The 17982-nt window shown below is 39.3% G+C and carries 15 protein-coding genes and 1 pseudogene; 13 read left to right on the plus strand and 3 right to left on the minus strand.

Annotated features, from left to right (window positions below):
• The first annotated feature begins 67 nt into the window (after positions 1–67).
• The 10 genes and pseudogenes from K5G00_RS08175 (at position 68) to K5G00_RS08220 (ending at position 8582) form a co-directional block, all read left to right on the plus strand.
• On the plus strand, positions 68–1444 hold the full coding sequence (locus K5G00_RS08175) for an alpha-L-fucosidase (RefSeq protein WP_238765653.1): 1377 nt from the start codon (positions 68–70) through the stop codon (positions 1442–1444).
• Between the two features lie 18 nt (positions 1445–1462).
• Positions 1463–2746, plus strand: coding sequence for a hexokinase family protein (locus K5G00_RS08180; protein ID WP_238765654.1), 1284 nt, complete (start codon positions 1463–1465; stop codon positions 2744–2746).
• Positions 2747–3810: 1064 nt separating this feature from the next.
• Positions 3811–3969, plus strand: coding sequence for a hypothetical protein (locus tag K5G00_RS08185; RefSeq protein ID WP_158864743.1), 159 nt, complete (start codon positions 3811–3813; stop codon positions 3967–3969).
• A 148-nt stretch (positions 3970–4117) separates the two neighbouring features.
• A complete protein-coding gene (locus K5G00_RS08190; RefSeq protein ID WP_158864745.1) occupies positions 4118–4534 on the plus strand; it encodes a hypothetical protein in 417 nt (138 codons plus the stop codon).
• Between the two features lie 509 nt (positions 4535–5043).
• On the plus strand, positions 5044–5286 hold the full coding sequence (locus K5G00_RS08195) for a hypothetical protein (protein WP_238765655.1): 243 nt from the start codon (positions 5044–5046) through the stop codon (positions 5284–5286).
• Between the two features lie 3 nt (positions 5287–5289).
• Positions 5290–5826, plus strand: coding sequence for a TlpA family protein disulfide reductase (locus K5G00_RS08200; protein WP_238765656.1), 537 nt, complete (start codon positions 5290–5292; stop codon positions 5824–5826).
• A gap of 49 nt (positions 5827–5875) precedes the next feature.
• The gene (locus K5G00_RS08205) at positions 5876–6316 is read left to right on the plus strand and encodes a DUF2059 domain-containing protein (RefSeq protein WP_238765657.1); all 441 of its coding nucleotides are present in this window, start codon (positions 5876–5878) and stop codon (positions 6314–6316) included.
• 67 nt (positions 6317–6383) lie between these two features.
• Positions 6384–7691: pseudogene (locus K5G00_RS08210) on the plus strand (cysteine peptidase family C39 domain-containing protein); the annotation flags it as partial.
• A 75-nt stretch (positions 7692–7766) separates the two neighbouring features.
• A complete protein-coding gene (locus K5G00_RS08215; RefSeq protein ID WP_238765797.1) occupies positions 7767–8285 on the plus strand; it encodes an ATP-binding cassette domain-containing protein in 519 nt (172 codons plus the stop codon).
• Between the two features lie 72 nt (positions 8286–8357).
• Positions 8358–8582: a hypothetical protein gene (locus K5G00_RS08220; RefSeq protein WP_238765658.1), complete on the plus strand. Its 225-nt coding sequence runs from the start codon at positions 8358–8360 to the stop codon at positions 8580–8582.
• Between the two features lie 208 nt (positions 8583–8790).
• Here K5G00_RS08220 and K5G00_RS08225 read toward each other — a convergent pair whose 3' ends face one another.
• Positions 8791–9603, minus strand: a complete 813-nt coding sequence (locus K5G00_RS08225) for a hypothetical protein (RefSeq protein ID WP_238765659.1) — start codon at positions 9601–9603, stop codon at positions 8791–8793.
• Positions 9604–9638: 35 nt separating this feature from the next.
• On the opposite strand from K5G00_RS08225, the gene K5G00_RS08230 reads away from it, so the two are divergent.
• The 3 genes from K5G00_RS08230 to K5G00_RS08240 all read left to right on the plus strand — a co-directional run bounded on the left by K5G00_RS08230 (position 9639) and on the right by K5G00_RS08240 (position 16226).
• The gene (locus K5G00_RS08230; protein ID WP_238765660.1) at positions 9639–11042 is read left to right on the plus strand and encodes an alpha/beta hydrolase family protein; all 1404 of its coding nucleotides are present in this window, start codon (positions 9639–9641) and stop codon (positions 11040–11042) included.
• A gap of 102 nt (positions 11043–11144) precedes the next feature.
• Entirely contained in the window at positions 11145–12461 is a 1317-nt protein-coding gene (locus K5G00_RS08235) for an Nramp family divalent metal transporter (protein ID WP_238765661.1), read from the plus strand.
• Between the two features lie 9 nt (positions 12462–12470).
• On the plus strand, positions 12471–16226 hold the full coding sequence (locus tag K5G00_RS08240) for a hydantoinase B/oxoprolinase family protein (RefSeq protein WP_238765662.1): 3756 nt from the start codon (positions 12471–12473) through the stop codon (positions 16224–16226).
• A gap of 54 nt (positions 16227–16280) precedes the next feature.
• Here the strand turns inward: K5G00_RS08240 and tsf are convergent, their stop codons facing one another.
• Together tsf and rpsB are read right to left on the minus strand one after the other, a co-directional pair.
• Positions 16281–17108: a translation elongation factor Ts gene (gene tsf, locus K5G00_RS08245; RefSeq protein ID WP_238765663.1), complete on the minus strand. Its 828-nt coding sequence runs from the start codon at positions 17106–17108 to the stop codon at positions 16281–16283.
• A gap of 51 nt (positions 17109–17159) precedes the next feature.
• The gene (rpsB, locus tag K5G00_RS08250; protein WP_238765664.1) at positions 17160–17978 is read right to left on the minus strand and encodes a 30S ribosomal protein S2; all 819 of its coding nucleotides are present in this window, start codon (positions 17976–17978) and stop codon (positions 17160–17162) included.
• Positions 17979–17982: the final 4 nt, after the last annotated feature.

A 17982-nucleotide genomic window follows, 5' to 3' on the forward strand; every position in this document is an offset into this window, starting at 1 on the left:
TATAATATTGTAGGAACATTTTCTGAAACAGAAATAACAGTATAGTTTATATACCTAAACCAATAAAATGAGAAAAATAGTTTTAATTGCAATTACCATTACAATTAGTTTAATATCATCAGCCCAAAAATACGAAAACAACTGGCAATCAATTGATAGCCGACCTGTTCCGCAGTGGTTTGAAGATGTAAAGTTTGGCATTTTTATTCACTGGGGAGTTTATTCAGTGCCTGCCTGGGCTCCAGCTGATGCGGACATAGGTGTTTACGCCAAATATGCTGAATGGTACTGGTGGCGTAGTAATGAAGATAGCAAAGCGGGTAAACTCTTCCGCGACTACCACAATAAAACTTTCGGTGAAGATTTTAAATACCAGGATTTTGCCGCCAATTTTAATGCGAAACATTTTAATCCGGAACAATGGGCAGATGTTTTTAAAAAATCGGGGGCAAAATATATCGTTCTGACTTCAAAGCATCACGAAGGTTTCACTCTGTGGCCCAGCGAACAAAGCTGGAACTGGAACAGTGTTGATGTTGGCCCGCACCGCGATTTGTGCGGAGAGTTAACAAAAGCAGTTAAAAATGCCGGTCTTCACATGGGTTTTTATTACTCGCTTTACGAATGGTACAACCCGCTTTACAAAAGTAATTTTGAAAAATATGTAGACGACCACATGTTTCCACAAATGAAAGATTTGGTTAACCGTTACGAACCCGATGTATTTTGGACCGACGGAGAGTGGGACTACCCAAGCGAAAAATGGAAAAGCACCGATTTTCTTGCCTGGTTATATAACGAGTCTCCGGTTAAAGAAACCGTTTGTGTAAACGATCGCTGGGGAAAAGAAACCCGGGGAGTTCACGGCGGATTTTATACAACGGAGTACGATTTGGTTCATGACCAGGAAGGAGTGGGCGAAACCACTCGTCCCTGGGAAGAGTGCCGTGGAATAGGAACTTCTTTTGGTTATAACCAGGTGGAAGATCTGGATAATTACATGACTTCAGATGCATTGATTGATCTACTGGTTGAAAAAGTAGCAGGAGGAGGAAACCTTTTACTTGATATCGGGCCAACAGCTGACGGAAGAATACCGGTAATTCAGCAACAGAGACTACTGGATATCGGAAAATGGCTCGACATAAACGGAGAAGCCATTTACGGAACACAAAAATGGGATGGCGCCGAAAAAAATACCGGAGAAAATATTTACTTTACACAAAAAGAAAATGATTTGTATGTTATTTGTACAAAATTCCCAGAAAAAACCCTTACAATAGAAGGAATCAACAAAACAGGGAATGTAATAATGCTGGGAGTCGAAGGAAATATAAAAACAAAAAAATCAGGAAATAAACTTATTATCTCTTTACCCGATATTACACCCTTAAATAATCCAAGCGAATATGCATGGGTTTTCAAAATCGAAAATATTTTATAATCAAATAAATTACAAACTATGAGCAAAATAGAGCAATTCTTAAAAGCACACAAACTGTCGGCTTCATTTTTAGATATGAAGTCAATAACCGACAATTTTATTGCAGATATGAAAGGTGGCCTCGAAGGCGAAAAAAGTTCCCTGATGATGATTCCCACCTATATCGGGGCCGAAGGAAGTATCAAACCCAATGAACCGGTAGTTGCCATCGATGCGGGAGGAACAAATTTCAGGGCGGTAAAAATGTCATTCGACGATAAAATGAATTTGGTGACTGAAAACCTTCAGCAAAGAAAAATGCCTGCCGTTGATGAAGAATTATCAAACAAAGAATTTTTTGCTACATTGGCCGCATACCTCACACAATATAAAGAAGTATCAGATAAAATAGGTTTTTGCTTTTCCTATGCTGTAGAAATTTATCCAAATAAAGATGGAAAGCTACTGGAATGGAGTAAAGAGGTAAAAGCCCCCGAGGTTATCGGACAAATGGTTGGCGAAAACCTGCTTCAGGCTATGGGAACACCCAACAAACAAATCGTCCTGATGAACGACACTGTATCGACACTGTTGGCGGGGCAGGCTGCAACTGCGGGGCAGGAATTTGATACTTATCTTGGATTTATTCTGGGTACCGGAACAAATGTTTGTTACATCGAAAAAAATGCAAACATTACCAAAACACCAAACCTAAATCAAAATGAAAGTCAGATTATCAATATTGAATCCGGTAATTTTGATAAAATGCTTCGTACCGATATTGACATCGCCTTTGACAATACAACCAAAAACCCGGGAAGATATTCTTTTGAAAAAATGATCTCGGGTGGTTATTTTGGAGGACTGTGTACAACAGCGCTTAAAACAGCAGCCAACGAAGATGTATTTAGCGCCGAAACAAAAGTAAAACTGAAAAATGTAGGCGAGTTTACATCGGAAGAGGTAAATAAATATGTCTGCGGAATTGAACTCAAAACAAATCCGTTGACAGACGTTTTTGTAACTGAAGAAGATGCTGCAGCCGCTGCTGAAATCATCAATGCCATGATTCAGCGTTCAGCCAAACTTACTGCTGCCAGCCTAGCCGCTGTTATTCTGAAAACCGGAAAAGCCAAAACTCCGGAAAAACCAGTTTTAATGACCATAGAAGGAACAACCTTTTATAAAATGAATAACTTCAGGATTCTGTTTGAAGCATTTTTGCAGGGATTTCTTTCAGGCGAAAACAAAAGATATTACGAAATCGTGGAAGTTCCTAACTCCAGCCTTATTGGAGCCGGAATTGCCGCGCTTGTAAACTAGTAATTATTGCAGAGACATCATCTTCAGGTTGGTGTCTCTGTTCTTTCTCCTCCCCTTATTTATTTCATCTTTAACCTTAGCTTCCAAGGGATGTTCATAAGTAACAAAATCTATTGACAATAAAATCGATAGGGTTTGTCATTTTTAAGAAAAAGCCCGAAAAAGGTCTAAATCACCAAAAATCAGGGTAATACCTATTATCTAATAAAATGAGCCTTAAGTTCACTATACTCCTCAAGCCTTTTCATTGGTATATCGGCATTAACTATTTTAATCTCAAAATTTCGATTAAAACTCATTTTGAAACAGAATTGGTATTACTACGTATTTGGCAAGCTTTGGCTGTAATATAATATATATTTAATTGTGTAACAGCATAAAGGCAATATTTATTTATTTGACTATAAGCATATTGCATCACAGAGAAAAAGGTAACCCCTAAAATCGCATATTTCTAAACATTCGATTTTTAAGAAAATTAATAATCTACTATAAATCAAAACATTATTCAAATTGAAATATATAATCAACAAATAAAATCTTTGGCGATTTTTGACTTTCTAATTTTTCTATTTTATATTTATAATATCAATAAAAAACCCTCTGTCTTCGTACCCCGAAAACAGGACGCAAAAAAACAAAAAGTGAAAACCTTAACTCTCACAGGAAAAAACAAATTCGTTGGGGTAAGCCTCCCCGGGGCAGTTCCACAGTTACTTTGTTCCCGGCCCGGGGAGGCAATTCAGGCTTTGTAAAGCCCATTGCGAAATTAACAGGTTTTAGTAAAAAAACTACCATCCGGGACACACTTTTACAAACTGGCAATTGTAAAAAGTCGGGGTTTGCTGAAGTATTAACACTTAAATTCTAAAATTATAAAAGAATTGAGTTTTGAAAAGATGGAAAAAACTACAGGGAGACTATCTTGTTTCTATTCGATACCAATTTGGTTACTGACCAGAACTACAATGCCTTCAGCAATTTCTATATGGGGTGACGTGTTTGATATTTATTGCAGAATAACATAATAATTTAATAAAATGAAAAAAATAAACTTATTCCAAATGGAATCAATAAAAGGAGGAGGACACAATAATTCATGTAGATTTCTGGGAGGTGTTTGGCTTACAGGCTTATTATCTGTAGGACTCACAGGAGGCATGGGAATCGGCATTGCTACCGGTGCTTGGGCAGGAGCAGTTGTCTACGGATGTTTTGATTGAATAAATAGGTATTACAGCATGTATCTCATTGCTGTAATACCTAAATTATTGTTTGTCTCAAATCGTAAATATTGTTTCCAAAATTGTAGTTCAGTGCTAAACTAATAAATGTTTTATTTTATGTACATAAATAACGATGGAAAAAATCATGAAAGAAAAAGTAATTACAAAACTTAATCGGTATAAGATTAATTATAAGGAAAGTGGAAAAAGTGTAGTGATAAATCTTGGCTTGAACCAAGAAATCATAATTTTATTTTTAGATAACGAAAAAATAAAAATCACAGATAAGTTACGGGGTTGGAATTTACTTTCAGGGATGTTGGAGGTAAGTTTAAAAAAAGTAATGATTCTACAATTCATTTTTGTAGTAATCACCTGTGCTCTTCTATTCATTATACTTTATTACACAGGTTTTGATTTCAATACGATGCTTAATATTATAACATTAGTTGCAATTTTCAACTGGGGCTACGTAATATACTGGACTAATTATTATCACGTTAAAGCCGAAAATTTCAAAAGTATGGTCATGAATTGGATAGAAAATGACTTAATTAAATAGAAATAGGGTTGTTGTGACCATATGAAAAGTATCTAAATCAATTTTGCTTTTTGAGTTTCACGTTATTCTTAACATTTATTATTACAAATGAATGAATATCTTATACAATCTAATGGGTGGAAAACGTATATTATATTGTCAGTATTATCTATTTTGATTACATACGCTATTAATTCCATTTTCTTAACGACTGATTTATATTATCAGTTGTTTGGAGAAAGGCTTGCATTTGAACGAATTGATGACATGTTAAATATCCATAAAAGATTGCAAGGGGTCAGCTATATTATTTTACCTTTTTTGTTCTTTTGAGAGCGTTTTATACTAGTATTTTCCTTTATATTGGAATATTCTTCACAGAACTGAAAATAGAATTCTGCAAGATTATAAAAGTTGCTTTGTTGTCTGATTTTATCTACATACTAGCCGGACTCGTCAAACTCATCATCCTTATTTTTTTTAAACAGGTCAACACTTTAGACGACTTACAATTTCAACCCTTCTCAATAATGGAGTTGCTGAATAAAAACACGGTTGACCCGCTGTTTCTTTACCCGCTAAGTTTAATAAACATTTTTGAACTTGGTTATTTCCTCATACTGGCCTGGCTTTTAGTGGGTGTAATTAACGAAACCAACGGAGAACGGCCTGTAAAATTTGGTAAATCGCTGCAACTGGTAACGACTTCCTATGGCAGCGGTTTATTACTTTGGGTGGTGTTGGTAATGTTTATAACCTTAAACCTGAATTAGCCTATGAGAAAGTATTACAAAGGCATTATAATTGCAATTATATCTGTTATAGGCGGATTCTTAACCTATCAGGTTATAGAAGGCTATAACGAAAAAAAAGAAGCCGAAAAAAACGTTCAAGTTTTACCTGATATTTCATTCAATTCTATATCGGGGAGTCCGGTCAACCTTCACGACTTTGATCAAACTTTACCCTTGATAATCGTATATTTCCACCCGGAATGTGAACACTGCCGGTATGAAGCGCAGGAAATCGGGCAAAATGCAGACGCCTTTAATCATTGCCAGTTGGTAATGGTTACACCCGACGATTCGTTGCAACGGGTGGAGAACTTTTGCTCGGATTACCATTTATGGGAACTGGATAACTGTGAGGTTTTACTTGATACAAAAAACCGGTTTCAAAAAGTTTTTGGAAAAGCCATAATACCCTCGGTTTATATTTATGCAACCAACAGAAAACTCATCACGCATTTCCTTGGAGAAACCAAATCCGAAGCAATTATTAATGCTACAAACAACACATTTACAAAGCACTAAAACAAAACATACTTTAAATCTTAATTATTAATCTTTAAACTCATTTATTATGACGCGTTTTTTTTATGTTCTTGGCTTTTTGCTGGCAAGCTTGCTGACTATGGCCCAAACTGACGATTTTGAAAACGACATTGAAAAACTTTTAGCCATTAACGGAAGTTCGGCAGCTTACGATATGGCATTCGACCAAATGGTTGCCCAGTTCAAAATGATGAAAACCGAAGCGCCCGACGAAGTTTGGAAACAGGTGCGCACCGAAGTTTTCGATACGGAAATTGAGGAATTGACCAAACAACTTATTCCGGTGTATAAAAAACACTTTACCCACGACGACATTAAAGAACTAATTGCTTTTTACGAGTCCCCATTAGGACAACAAATGACTGACGCTACAGGTAAAATTTCAAAAGAAACCATGCAAATGGCTCAAACCTGGGGGATGCAGTTAGGTGGCAAAATCAATACGTTCTTGCAGGAAAAAGGATATTGAATTATATTATTTTCGAACAGACCCTCAAGGTGTATGAGCCCTTGGTTGTTTTTTAAAATTCAACTTTATGCCTTCTGATCTCAACATTCACCACATAAAACAAACCTTTGTAAAACAGCACAGCCAGTTTTATTGTGGCCTGGCATGCCTGGCATCCATTGTAAAGTATTACGGGGGTGAAACCACACAGGAAAAACTGCAGGAGCAAAGCGGCACCACCCTAAACGGTACAAGCCTTTTGGGCTTGTACCAGGCGGCGTAAAATCTGGGTTTTGATGTGGCCGGATATGAAGCGGAAACTAAAAACCTGAAAGAATTAAAAGAGCCGGTAATACTGCATATTTTAAAAGATGAAAAGCTGGAGCACTTTGTGGTTTGTTATGGTTTTAAAAATGGTAAATTTATCATCGGCGATCCCGGCTGGGGGATAACACAATACGCCGAAGAAGAACTGGCAGCCGTATGGAAAAGCAAAGCTTTGTTAAAACTCGTGCCCGGTAAAAATTTCGTAACCAAAAAAAATGAGTCTCAAAGCAAACGGAAATGGTTTTTACAACTGATTAAAGATGATTACCCGGTATTGGGAATCGCTGCTTTTCTTGGGATCGTAATTTCGGCGCTGAGTTTAGCTACGGCAATTTTTTCGCAAAAGCTAATCGACCAGATTTTACCTGAAAAAAATATCCGCACCCTTGTATTTGGAGTAATTATTTTTGGTATTATTTTGTTGGCAAGATCATTTATCAGTTATGTCCGTGGCATCTTCCTCGTGCGTCAAAGCAAGGAAATGAATACCCGATTGATTTCAAACTTTTTTGGCAAACTGCTTTACCTGCCTAAACCTTTTTTCGACAGTACCTCAACCGGCGATATGGTAGCCCGCATGAACGATGCCCAACGTATTCAACGGGTGGTTGTCCAGTTGAGCAGTCAAATAGTTATCGATGTGCTGGTGGTATTGATTTCCGCCGGTTATATCTTTTTCTATTCCGTTTCAACCGGTTTTATCAGCTTATTTTCTATCGCAATTTTCGGGTTGCTGGCCTGGCGTTACAACCGTAGGGTAATTGTCGCACAACGGAATGTAATGCAATCGTATGCCGCCACCGAAAGCAAATACATCGATGCCATTACCGGGGTAAAAACCATAAAAACTTTTCACCGCGAAAACCTGTTTGCCAAAGTGGTAAATACAGTTTACGAATTTTTTATGCAAAAAGTGTTTGAATTGGGTTTACTGGGAGCAAAAATCAACCTTTGGATTTCAGCCGCCAGCGCAATGCTGCTTACCGGAATAATTTCATGGTCTGCGTATCTCGTTTTAAACGACCAAATCATGTTGGGACAGATGATGGCCATCATCACCCTGATCGGCAGCCTGGGGACATCAGTGGTAAATATTGCCATGGCAAATATTCAGTTTCAGGAAGCAAAAATTGCATTTGACAGAATGTATGAATTTGCATCGGCAAAGCCCGAAACTGAATCCCAAAATAAAAATGAAAAGTTCAGCTCCGACAATTCCTCAACTTCATTAAACGAGTTACGTGTCGAAAATCTAAACTTCCGATTTCCGGGGAAAAGCCTTCTCCTGAAAAATATCAATTTCAATGTAAAAAAAGGAGAAATTATTACACTTTTTGGTGAAATTGGTTGTGGGAAAAGTACCTTGCTTTCCATTCTTCAACGGTTTCATTCATTTGAATCCGGGAAAATAAAAATTAATAACGAAAATTGGGATAACACTTCCCTGTATCAATGGAGAGAAAAGGTTGCTTCTGTTTCCCAACACGTGCAATTATTTAACGGGACCATTCTGGAGAACATTTGTTTGGAAGAAAATCCGGATGCAGAAAAAGTAGTTCAATTCTGTCAGGAATATGGTTTTCATTCCTTTATTATGGAATTTCAACAAGAATATGCAACTATTGTTAATGAAAACAGTACCAACCTGTCGGGAGGACAATGACAATTAATAGCGCTTGCCCGGGCATTGTACAGCTATCCCCAGCTTCTGTTATTAGACGAAGCAACGGCTGCCATGGGGCGACGGACGGAACATTTTGTTATCGAACTGCTTCAACGCATAAAAACTGATATGACAATTATATTTGTCACCCATCGTCCTCAACTTGCCCGGCATACCGACAGAATTTATGTCATTGAAGATAAAACTGTTTCCGCAGTTGGAAATCATGAAAAATTAATTCAAATAAACGAATTTTACAAAGATACATTTCTGGAACTGGTAAAAGATCAGGCCTAAAAATTATCTCACTCCTTTTTAAAAACCGCTTGATATTAAAAACGTCTTGATGTTTTTGGTGGTGGGTGAAGAGCAGGGATAGGACGGCAGAACGTTAAGAGTTAAACGAAAAAATGCTGTATCTCAACGAAGACCGCTAAAAAGTTATTAAGTTACTAATGGCCAGTGACCAAAAATGAATGACCGTCAGCCAGAAGCCCATCGCCTTTCACACCAACTCAAACACCTCCGCCTTTATCAAATCAAACAAAAACACGTGCTGGAAAAGCGATTGAAAATGATGGTTCATGATTTTATTGGGGAGGTTAAAATTCTTCACGCCTCGCAGGCGGTCGGTGGTAATCAGCAGCCAGTAATAATTGAGCCTTTGTTTTTGATACAATTTTAGTTTTTCGTCTTTTTTATGAATGGCTTTTTTGATATCGTCTACCACATCGTTGGAAATACCCAGATTATTGGAGCGTTCCCAAATGGACACCGTCAGCGCCGGGTGCCCAATAATTAAAATATTTTGAATGCCTTGAGGCAATTCGCCGTCGTATAAAGAAATCTGAAAAAAACTGCCTGGCTTTTTATTTTTTAAGGCCTGCCGAATGAGTTTTGCTGTTTGCAGCGACGCCATCATTTGGCGTTCACTTGTTATCAAAACTTCATCCGAAAACAAAAATTTCACAAACAAACGATGCGGATTTTCACGTTCGAAAATATGCTGAGCCAATTCGATAAAATGTTCCCGCTCCTTGTTCACTTCTGTTTGTCTTTTATCAGGTATACTTGCATTTCCGGGATTTAAACGGGTCAGTTCAATCCCAATTTTCTGACGATTCTTTTTCAGCGAGAGTATAAAATCCGGCGATTCCGCCGCATCCAGATTCCCTTTGGGGAAAGTTGGCAACTGTTCCCGGAAATAATATACCAACAGAATTTCGAGTTGTTTTTTGAGTTCTTGCATATGTTTTTCAATGCTGTCCAAATTACGAAAGAAAAACGGGACAGAGGCATTTCTGTGAGGCTTTTCCATGCAAAATTGATTAGCTTTACGTAAAAACCGATACGATGAGACAGCAACGATTTCTATCCGCCTTTGTTCTGTTTTTTTTCCTCCAAACAATAAGCTTCGCGCAGGAAACAAACCAACAAAGAGTCCTTGGAAACTGGAGCGGAAATATTGAACTTCCAACCGCAAAGCTGGGAGTTATTTTCAGAATAAGCGCAGAAGACGACAGCCTTTCCTGCAAAATGGATGTGCCATTGCAGGGGGCAGAAGACTTGCCTGTTAGTAAAGTTTCGCTGGAAAAAGAAAAAATAATACTCACTGTAAAAATGATTCAGGGAGTTTATGAAGGTCAATTAAAAAACGACTCTACCCTTGAAGGAACATGGGAACAGCGGGGAGCAAAATTTCCGCTTACATTAAAGAAAACAAAAACCATTACCAAACTAAAAAGACCACAAACACCGCAAGGCCCGTTTCCCTATTTGTCGGAAGAAGTGGAGTATTCCAATCCGAAATCCGGTTTTCTACTGGCCGGAACGCTAACGATTCCTGAGGATACCAACAATTGCCCGGCAGTCATTTTAATTTCAGGCTCCGGTGCTCAGGACCGCGATGAAACCATTTTTCAACACAAGCCCTTTTGGGTCATTGCCGACTTTCTCAGTCGTAACGGAATTGCGGTTTTACGTGTTGACGACCGTGGAGTGGGTGGTTCTGAAGGCCATTTATCAGAGGCAACCAGTGAAGATTTTGCCGGCGACGTTATTGCCGGAATTGATTTTCTAAAGTCAAAAGATAGAATTAATCCGGAGAAAATTGGTCTCATCGGACACAGCGAAGGTGGGTTGATTGCGCCTCTTGTTGCCAGCCAAACGAGAGATGTTGCGTTTATTGTTCTTCTGGCAGGACCAGGAATTACGGGCGAACAAATTCTATATAAACAAAACGATTTGTTGCTGGCCGCAATGGGGATGGACCAAAATGCGATTGATAAAAATAGCAAATTACAGCAAGCCATTTTTAATATTATTCAGACAGAAAAAGACTCCGCCAAACAAATTGATCGGCTACAGCGTGCCTATTCCAACGGAATGTACCCAATGTTAAATGCAGAACAAAAAGTCGCAATTGATGCACAGGTTGCGGAAGTAAACAATGCCTGGTTTCGCTTTTTCCTCTCTTACGATCCGGCGCCAACATTAAAAAAAGTAAAGTGCCCGGTACTCGCGCTAAACGGAGCAAAAGACTTGCAGGTTCTGGCTAATATTAACCTGAATGCCATAAAAGAAGCGCTTAAAGAAGGAGGAAACACAAACTTCAAGACCATAAAACTGGAACAGCTGAACCACCTTTTTCAACAGTGTAAAACCGGCGCCGTTGCCGAATATGGCGAGATTGAAGAAACTATTTCGCCGGAAGTTTTGGAAATAATAAAAAATTGGATTGGAAACGTTTCAAAGTAATTAAGGTTAATCTTTTTACAATTTCTGAGAATCTAATGCTTTTCCTTCTCTGAAAATTTATTTGTCGTTGGATATTTGTATTTTGGAAGCTCAAATCAAATTATGTCAACAAAAAAACGTATTCTCAACATCCTTTTTTGGTCGGTTGTATCGGCGGCTTTTATTGGACCGGGAACCATCACAACGGCTGCCAAATCAGGCGCTGCATTTGGCAATGAATTACTTTGGACTTTGCTTTTTTCCACGCTGTCCTGTTTGTTGTTACAGGAAGCCGCCGCGCGGCTGACAATGGTTTCAGGGAGAAACCTTGGGCAAGCGATTGTGGAACAGTTCAACGCCAGCAAATCAAAATGGCTGGTTTTGTCGCTGGTTTTGGGAGCCATTGTATTGGGAGCCGCCGCTTACGAAATGGGAAATTTACTTGGCGCCGTTGCCGGTTTTCAATTGATCTCTAATTTGCCCTCCTACGTTCTGGTGCTGACAATCGGAGCTGTAGCAGCCATAATTCTGAGCATTCCCTCACTCAAAATAATTTCCACCATCATGGGATTTTTAGTGGTAATTATGGGAGTTGGATTTCTTATAACGGCTTTTCTGATTCAACCATCTTTAAACGAAATTGTAAAAGGAGCCTTTGTTCCCCGAATTCCGTCGAAACCGGAAGCAGGAGTCCTGATGCTCGGACTAATTGGAACGACCATTGTTCCCTACAATCTGTTCCTGGGGTCGGGAATTTCAACGCAAAAACAAAGCATCAAAGAAATGCGTTTTGGACTGGCCGTTGCGGTTTTATTGGGTGGACTTTTCTCGATGGCTGTTTTAATTGTGGGTACTTCGGTTGCCGGAAAATTTTCTTTTGAGGAACTCTCGCTGGCACTGCAAAAGCGAATGGGAATCGGCGGAAAATATTTATTGGGTTTTGGTCTTTTTGCTGCCGGATTTACCTCAACAATCACAGCACCTCTAGCAGCTGCAATAACACTGAGAAGTTTGTTTGGAAGCAAAAATCCGGAAAAATGGGAAGCCAAATCACTCAATTTTAAAATCGGATGGATCGTTGTTTTATTTGCAGGAGTTGCCTTTGCTGCAGGAAATGTAAAACCAATTCCGGCTATCATTCTGGCGCAGGCACTCAACGGATTCCTGCTGCCTTTTATAAGTATATTTTTGTTTATCGTCATCAATAATTCGGGAATAACAGGGAAGGAAAATTCAAATTCGCTCTGGCTAAATATTTTGATGATTTTAGTAATTTTCATAACCTTGATTATTGGGTTAAACAGCGCGGTGAAAGCGGTTTATTCGGCAATTACGTCAGGAAGCATTTCAGGGAACAAGTATCTTATATTCATCGGAGTGACTTCTGCAGTTATTTCCATTTATATATGGATAAAAGCCCGCCGCAGGAATAATGATTAATAAAATTTTATGAGCACAACATATTTTCAGCTTTTTGTGGATACAGGAGGAACATTTACCGATTGTATTGGAATAGACAATCAAGGAAAAGAGTACCGGCAAAAAGTTTTAAGCAGTAGCAGTTTGCGGGGAACCATTAAAAGAAGAATTTCCGCTTCTGAGTTTAAAATTACGGAATCGTGGAACCTGAAACGGGATATTTTAAGCGGCTTTTCATTTCGTTTACTCGGAACAGAATACAAAAATATAAAAATTGAATCTTACGATTTAAAAAACAAAATTCTCCAGCTGAATCAGGCAATTTCAAACACAGAAGAAATTGAAGGAAAAAACTTTGAAATTACATCAAACGAAGAGGCTCCGGTTTTGGGCGCCCGCCTGATTACACAGACCGGGTTAAACGAAACGTTTCCCGACCTTTCACTAAAACTGGGGTCGACTAAAGGAACCAACGCACTGCTGGAAAGTAAAGGAGCAAAAACTTTGTTTGTTGTAACCAATGGATTCAAAGATTTACTGGAAATTGGAACACAGGCGCGCCCCGATATATTTGCACTGAATGTTCAAAAACGAAAACAAATTGCAAGGCACATTATTGAAATAGATGAACGTATTGATGCAAAAGGCAACGTTTTAAAAGAGATTGATATTGAATGCATTAAAAAGCAACTTCAGCCTTTCAAAAATGAGATCGAAGCGGTTGCTATTACTTTAATGAATTCTTACATCAATCCGGTGCACGAAATGCTGCTGGCTAAAACTTTGAAAGAGGAAGGTTTCAAGTTTGTTTCTACTTCCACAGAACTTTCACCGCTGATAAAGATTCTGAACCGAGCGGAAACAACGGTTGTAAATGCCTACCTCTCTCCGATTATTCACAATTATGTAAATCGTATTTCTGAAAAAATTGGCGACCAGTTGTTTCAAATTATGACCAGCGCCGGCGGGCTGGTTTCTGCCGGGAATTTTTTCCCCAAAGACAGTTTATTGAGCGGCCCGGCAGGCGGTGTTGTTGGCGCAAAAAAGATTGGAGATGAAAGCGGTTTTCAGAAACTCATTACTTTCGATATGGGCGGCACCAGCACCGATGTGTCGCGTATTGACGGCGAGTTTGATTATCGTTTTGAACAGGAAGTAGGCGATGCAAAAATTAATAGTCCGGCTATAGCCATTGAAACGGTTGCAGCGGGCGGAGGCTCTATCTGTGGATTCAATGGATACAAACTGTTTGTTGGCCCCGAAAGTGCCAGCGCTTATCCCGGACCGGCATGTTACGGGGCTGGAGGTCCGCTTACAGTTACTGATGTTAATCTACTTTTACACCGTTTGGACACACGCCAGTTTGGTATTCCTGTTTTTCGGAAAGCTGCAGAAAAAAAACTAAATGAATTAATTATCCAGGTTCAGGAAAAAACCGGAGTGGAAAGAAAACCGGAAGAAATACTGAATGGATTTATTGATATTGCCAACGAAATTATGGCCGGAGCCATTCGAAAGATCTCCATTTCAAAAGGCTATAATCCCAAAGATTTTGCCTTGGTAGCTTTTGGTGGTGCCGGTGGTTTGCATGCCTGCGACATCGCTGAAATTCTCGGAATAAAAACTGTTCTCCTTCCTAAAGATGCAGGTTTGCTGAGTGCTTACGGAATTGGAAATGCAGCCGTAGAACGCTTTGCTGAAAAACAAATCCTGAAAAATCTAAAAGAGGTTCAAAATAACATCACTAAATATTTTTGTAAAATTGAAATTAACGCAATCAAACAGCTAAAAAACGAAGGCTTCAACAAAGAAGAAATTGAAGTGAGACAACGAATGGTATTTCTTCGTTTTAAAGGTCAGAATTCAAGTCTGGAGATTCCTTTTTCGCAGTCGGATAAACTGGTTGCCGATTTTACGGAACAGTATAAAAAAATATACGGACATTCAGTTTCCAATCGCGAAATAGAAGTAGAAGCGCTGCGTGTAGTTGCCTCTGTTCAAACAGAAAATGAAAAAAGAGTACAAAACTCAGCGGAACATTACAGCCCTGAACCATCATTTTTTTCACCAAACCAAACTCCGGGATTTTCACGCGATATTTTAAAAACAGGCGCGACTTTTTCCGGTCCTGCAATTTTTGCAGATAATTTCTCAACCACCTTTGTAAAACAAGGCTGGAACCTGCAATTACAAAATAACGGAACAGCCATTTTAAAGAACTTCAAAACCAAAACAACGGCAGCAAAAATACAAACCGTTGAAACCGAGTTGGAGCTGTTTACCAACCGTTTTATGGCGATTGCTGAAAACATGGGCGCACTGCTACAGCGAACTTCGCTCTCGGTAAACATAAAAGAACGACTGGATTTTTCGTGTGCCCTGCTTGATGCTAAAGGGCGATTGGTTGCCAACGCTCCACATATCCCGGTTCACCTGGGCGGACTGGGTATTTGTGTACAAACTTTACTCAGGCATTTTTCTTTTGAAGAAGGCGACACAATTGTTACCAACCATCCAAAATATGGCGGTTCCCACCTCCCCGATGTCACCGTAGTAACGCCTGTGTTTTATAGAGAGGAACGCGTTGGTTTTGTTGTGAACCGCGCCCACCACAGTGAAATAGGAGGAATTAGTCCTGGTTCGATGCCACCCAGTGCAAAAAATCTGGAAGAAGAAGGAGTGGTTATTTCACCATTTTACCTGGTTAAAAGTGGCAAAGTTAATTGGGAAGGAATGCGAAAGATATTACTTGAAAGTACTTATCCGACACGTTCCGTTGAAGAAAACCTCGCCGATTTAAATGCAGCACTGGCCGCCAATAGGAATGGCTCAAATGCTTTACTTTCGCTAATTCAAACGCATGGCAAGGAAACCGTACAGAAATACCTGGATTTGCTGCGAAACCACGCTTTCAAAAAAATGCAAGCCACTCTAAAAACTTTCAAAAACGGCATTTATTCAGCTACTGAATTTCTGGATGACGACTCGCCGCTGAAAGTAAATATCACGCTAAAAGATGGAAAATGTAGCTTTGATTTTACAGGAAGCTCACCTGTGCATCCGGGAAATATGAACGCAACGCGCGCTATTGTGAATAGTGTAAGCATTTATGTGCTGCGATTGTTGCTCAACGAGCCAATTCCGCTAAATGACGGATTGTTGGAACCGGTTTCATTTATTTTACCGGAAGGGTTGCTCAATCCTGATTTTGATGACGACCCCAAAAATTGCCCGGCAGTGGTTGGCGGAAACGTGGAAATAAGTATGCGCTTGACTGATACATTGCTCAAGGCTTTTGGTATTGTTGCCGCGAGCCAGGGAACCATGAACAACACGCTGTTTGGCAATAAAAACTTTGGATACTACGAAACCATTTCCGGAGGCTGTGGTGCTGGCGAAGATTTTAACGGTGCCAGCGCTGTTCATCACCATATGACCAACACCCGCATTACCGATCCAGAAATTCTGGAACACCGCTATCCTGTTCGTTTGGAGCAGTTTGCAATTCGAGAGAACTCGGGTGGAGCAGGAAAATGGTGCGGTGGAGACGGAGTCGCCCGTGAAATCACTTTCCTTGAACCGGTAAATCTTTCTGTCCTTTCTCAGCGCAGAAAATCAGGTCCGTTTGGAATCAATGGAGGAGAGCCTGGAAAATCGGGTAGCCAGAAAGTAGTTCGTAAAAACGGGGAAGTAATTCAATTGGATTCCATTCAAAATATCAATCTGGAAGCCGGTGACAAATTTATAATTAAAACACCGGGCGGTGGTGGTTTTGGAACAATATAAAAAAGGCCGCCCAAAAATTGAGCAGCCTTTGTATATCTCTTCTTCAGCTTCTAATTATACATTCAACGTGTAACGTTCAAATGCCGTAACAGTAAGCTCGCTGTCGTTTTGTTTCAGGAAATCTTTGATAGAAATTTTTCCGTCTTTTACGTAAGTCTGGTTCAACAAAGTAACTTCTTTGTACCATTTATTTAAAGAACCCTGTGCAATTTTATCCAACATTGCTTCAGGCTTACCTTCCTGACGGTATTTTTCTTTAGCAATTTCCAGCTCTTTATCAATTTCTTTTTGTGGAATAGAGTCTTTATCAACAGCCACCGGAGCCATTGCTGCAACTTGCATCGCTACATCCTTCGCAACCTGAATTTCTACTTCACCTTTATTAAAACCAACCAAAGTAGCCAGCTTATTTCCCGGATGGATATATGAAACTACCGTCTCAGCTTCTATCTTATTGTAGTATGAAAGTTCAATTTTTTCGCCGATAACACCAGTTTGTTCTGTTACCTGGGCTTCAATTGTTCTTCCGTCAAGTTCCATTGCACTAAGAGCATCAAGATTTTCAGCCTTATTTACCAAAGCCACATTTAAAATGCTGTCGGCAAAAGCTACAAAATCATCATTTTTAGCAACAAAGTCGGTTTCGCAGTTTAGCACAACCAATGCGCCAAATTTACCATCTTCATTAACTTTAGCCAAAACAACACCTTCAGATGCTTCTCTGTCAGCACGTTTATTGGCAACTAATTTTCCTTTTTCGCGGATAATTTCAAGGGCTCTGTCAAAATTACCTTCGGCGTCTTTCAGGGCATTTTTACAATCCATCATCCCTGCACCGGTTGCTTTACGCAATTTAACTACGTCGGCTGTTGTAAATGACATAATAAAATTTCGTTTTTAAATGGTTTTATAGAATTAATAACCTGTTCTTAATTAATCTTTGTCAGACTCATCATTTTCCTCGTCGGCATCAACATCTTCTTCATCATCAATGTCTTCGTTTTTTGCTTTTTTCTTAGCTTTTTTTGATGAAGGAGAGTCAACGTCTTCTTTTTCTTTCTCAGCTTTTCTTTCGTTCAGCCCTTCACGAATTGCATCGGTCATTGCACCTACAATCAGTTTAATCGACTGGGAAGCGTCGTCGTTCGCAGGAATTACAAAATCAATTCCTTCCGGATTCGAGTTGGTATCTACAATTGCAAAAACAGGAATTCCCAAACGTTGAGCTTCGCGAACTGCAATTTTTTCTTTCAACACATCAACAATAAACAATGCCGCTGGCAAACGGGTAAGATCGGAGATACTACCCAGTATTTTTTCCAATTTGGCACGTTGTCTTGTAATCTGCAGTTTTTCTCTCTTCGACAAGTTATCCCAACTTGAATCTTTCATCATTTTGTCGATGGAGATCATTTTTTTCACTGCTTTCCTGATGGTTGGAAAGTTGGTAAGCATACCTCCAGGCCAACGTTCTGTAACGTAAGGCATTCCCACACTTTTCACTAAATCGGCAACCAAATCTTTTGCCTGTTTTTTAGTGGCTACAAATAAAATCTTCCGACCTGATTTAGCAATTTGTTTGATTGCTTTTGCTGAATCGTCGATTTTTACTATTGTTTTTTGAAGATCGATAATGTGGATTCCATTTTTTTCCATGAAAATATAAGGCTCCATGTTTGGATTCCACTTTCTTTTCAGGTGACCAAAATGTACACCTGCATCCAATAATTCCTGAAAATTTGTTCTTGGCATCTGT

The sequence above is a fragment of the Maribellus maritimus genome (genome assembly GCF_022267315.1).
Taxonomy (GTDB): domain Bacteria; phylum Bacteroidota; class Bacteroidia; order Bacteroidales; family Prolixibacteraceae; genus Draconibacterium; species Draconibacterium maritimum.

Coding starts and splice junctions, on each gene's coding strand:
- K5G00_RS08175 (WP_238765653.1), top strand. CDS start 68: ATGAGAAAAATAGTTTTAATTGCAATTACCATTACAATTAGTTTAATA.
- K5G00_RS08180 (WP_238765654.1), top strand. CDS start 1,463: ATGAGCAAAATAGAGCAATTCTTAAAAGCACACAAACTGTCGGCTTCA.
- K5G00_RS08185 (WP_158864743.1), top strand. CDS start 3,811: ATGGAATCAATAAAAGGAGGAGGACACAATAATTCATGTAGATTTCTG.
- K5G00_RS08190 (WP_158864745.1), top strand. CDS start 4,118: ATGAAAGAAAAAGTAATTACAAAACTTAATCGGTATAAGATTAATTAT.
- K5G00_RS08195 (WP_238765655.1), top strand. CDS start 5,044: ATGGAGTTGCTGAATAAAAACACGGTTGACCCGCTGTTTCTTTACCCG.
- K5G00_RS08200 (WP_238765656.1), top strand. CDS start 5,290: ATGAGAAAGTATTACAAAGGCATTATAATTGCAATTATATCTGTTATA.
- K5G00_RS08205 (WP_238765657.1), top strand. CDS start 5,876: ATGACGCGTTTTTTTTATGTTCTTGGCTTTTTGCTGGCAAGCTTGCTG.
- K5G00_RS08215 (WP_238765797.1), top strand. CDS start 7,767: ATGTATGAATTTGCATCGGCAAAGCCCGAAACTGAATCCCAAAATAAA.
- K5G00_RS08220 (WP_238765658.1), top strand. CDS start 8,358: ATGGGGCGACGGACGGAACATTTTGTTATCGAACTGCTTCAACGCATA.
- K5G00_RS08225 (WP_238765659.1), bottom strand. CDS start 9,603: ATGGAAAAGCCTCACAGAAATGCCTCTGTCCCGTTTTTCTTTCGTAAT.
- K5G00_RS08230 (WP_238765660.1), top strand. CDS start 9,639: ATGAGACAGCAACGATTTCTATCCGCCTTTGTTCTGTTTTTTTTCCTC.
- K5G00_RS08235 (WP_238765661.1), top strand. CDS start 11,145: ATGTCAACAAAAAAACGTATTCTCAACATCCTTTTTTGGTCGGTTGTA.
- K5G00_RS08240 (WP_238765662.1), top strand. CDS start 12,471: ATGAGCACAACATATTTTCAGCTTTTTGTGGATACAGGAGGAACATTT.
- tsf (WP_238765663.1), bottom strand. CDS start 17,108: ATGTCATTTACAACAGCCGACGTAGTTAAATTGCGTAAAGCAACCGGT.
- rpsB (WP_238765664.1), bottom strand. CDS start 17,978: ATGCCAAGAACAAATTTTCAGGAATTATTGGATGCAGGTGTACATTTT.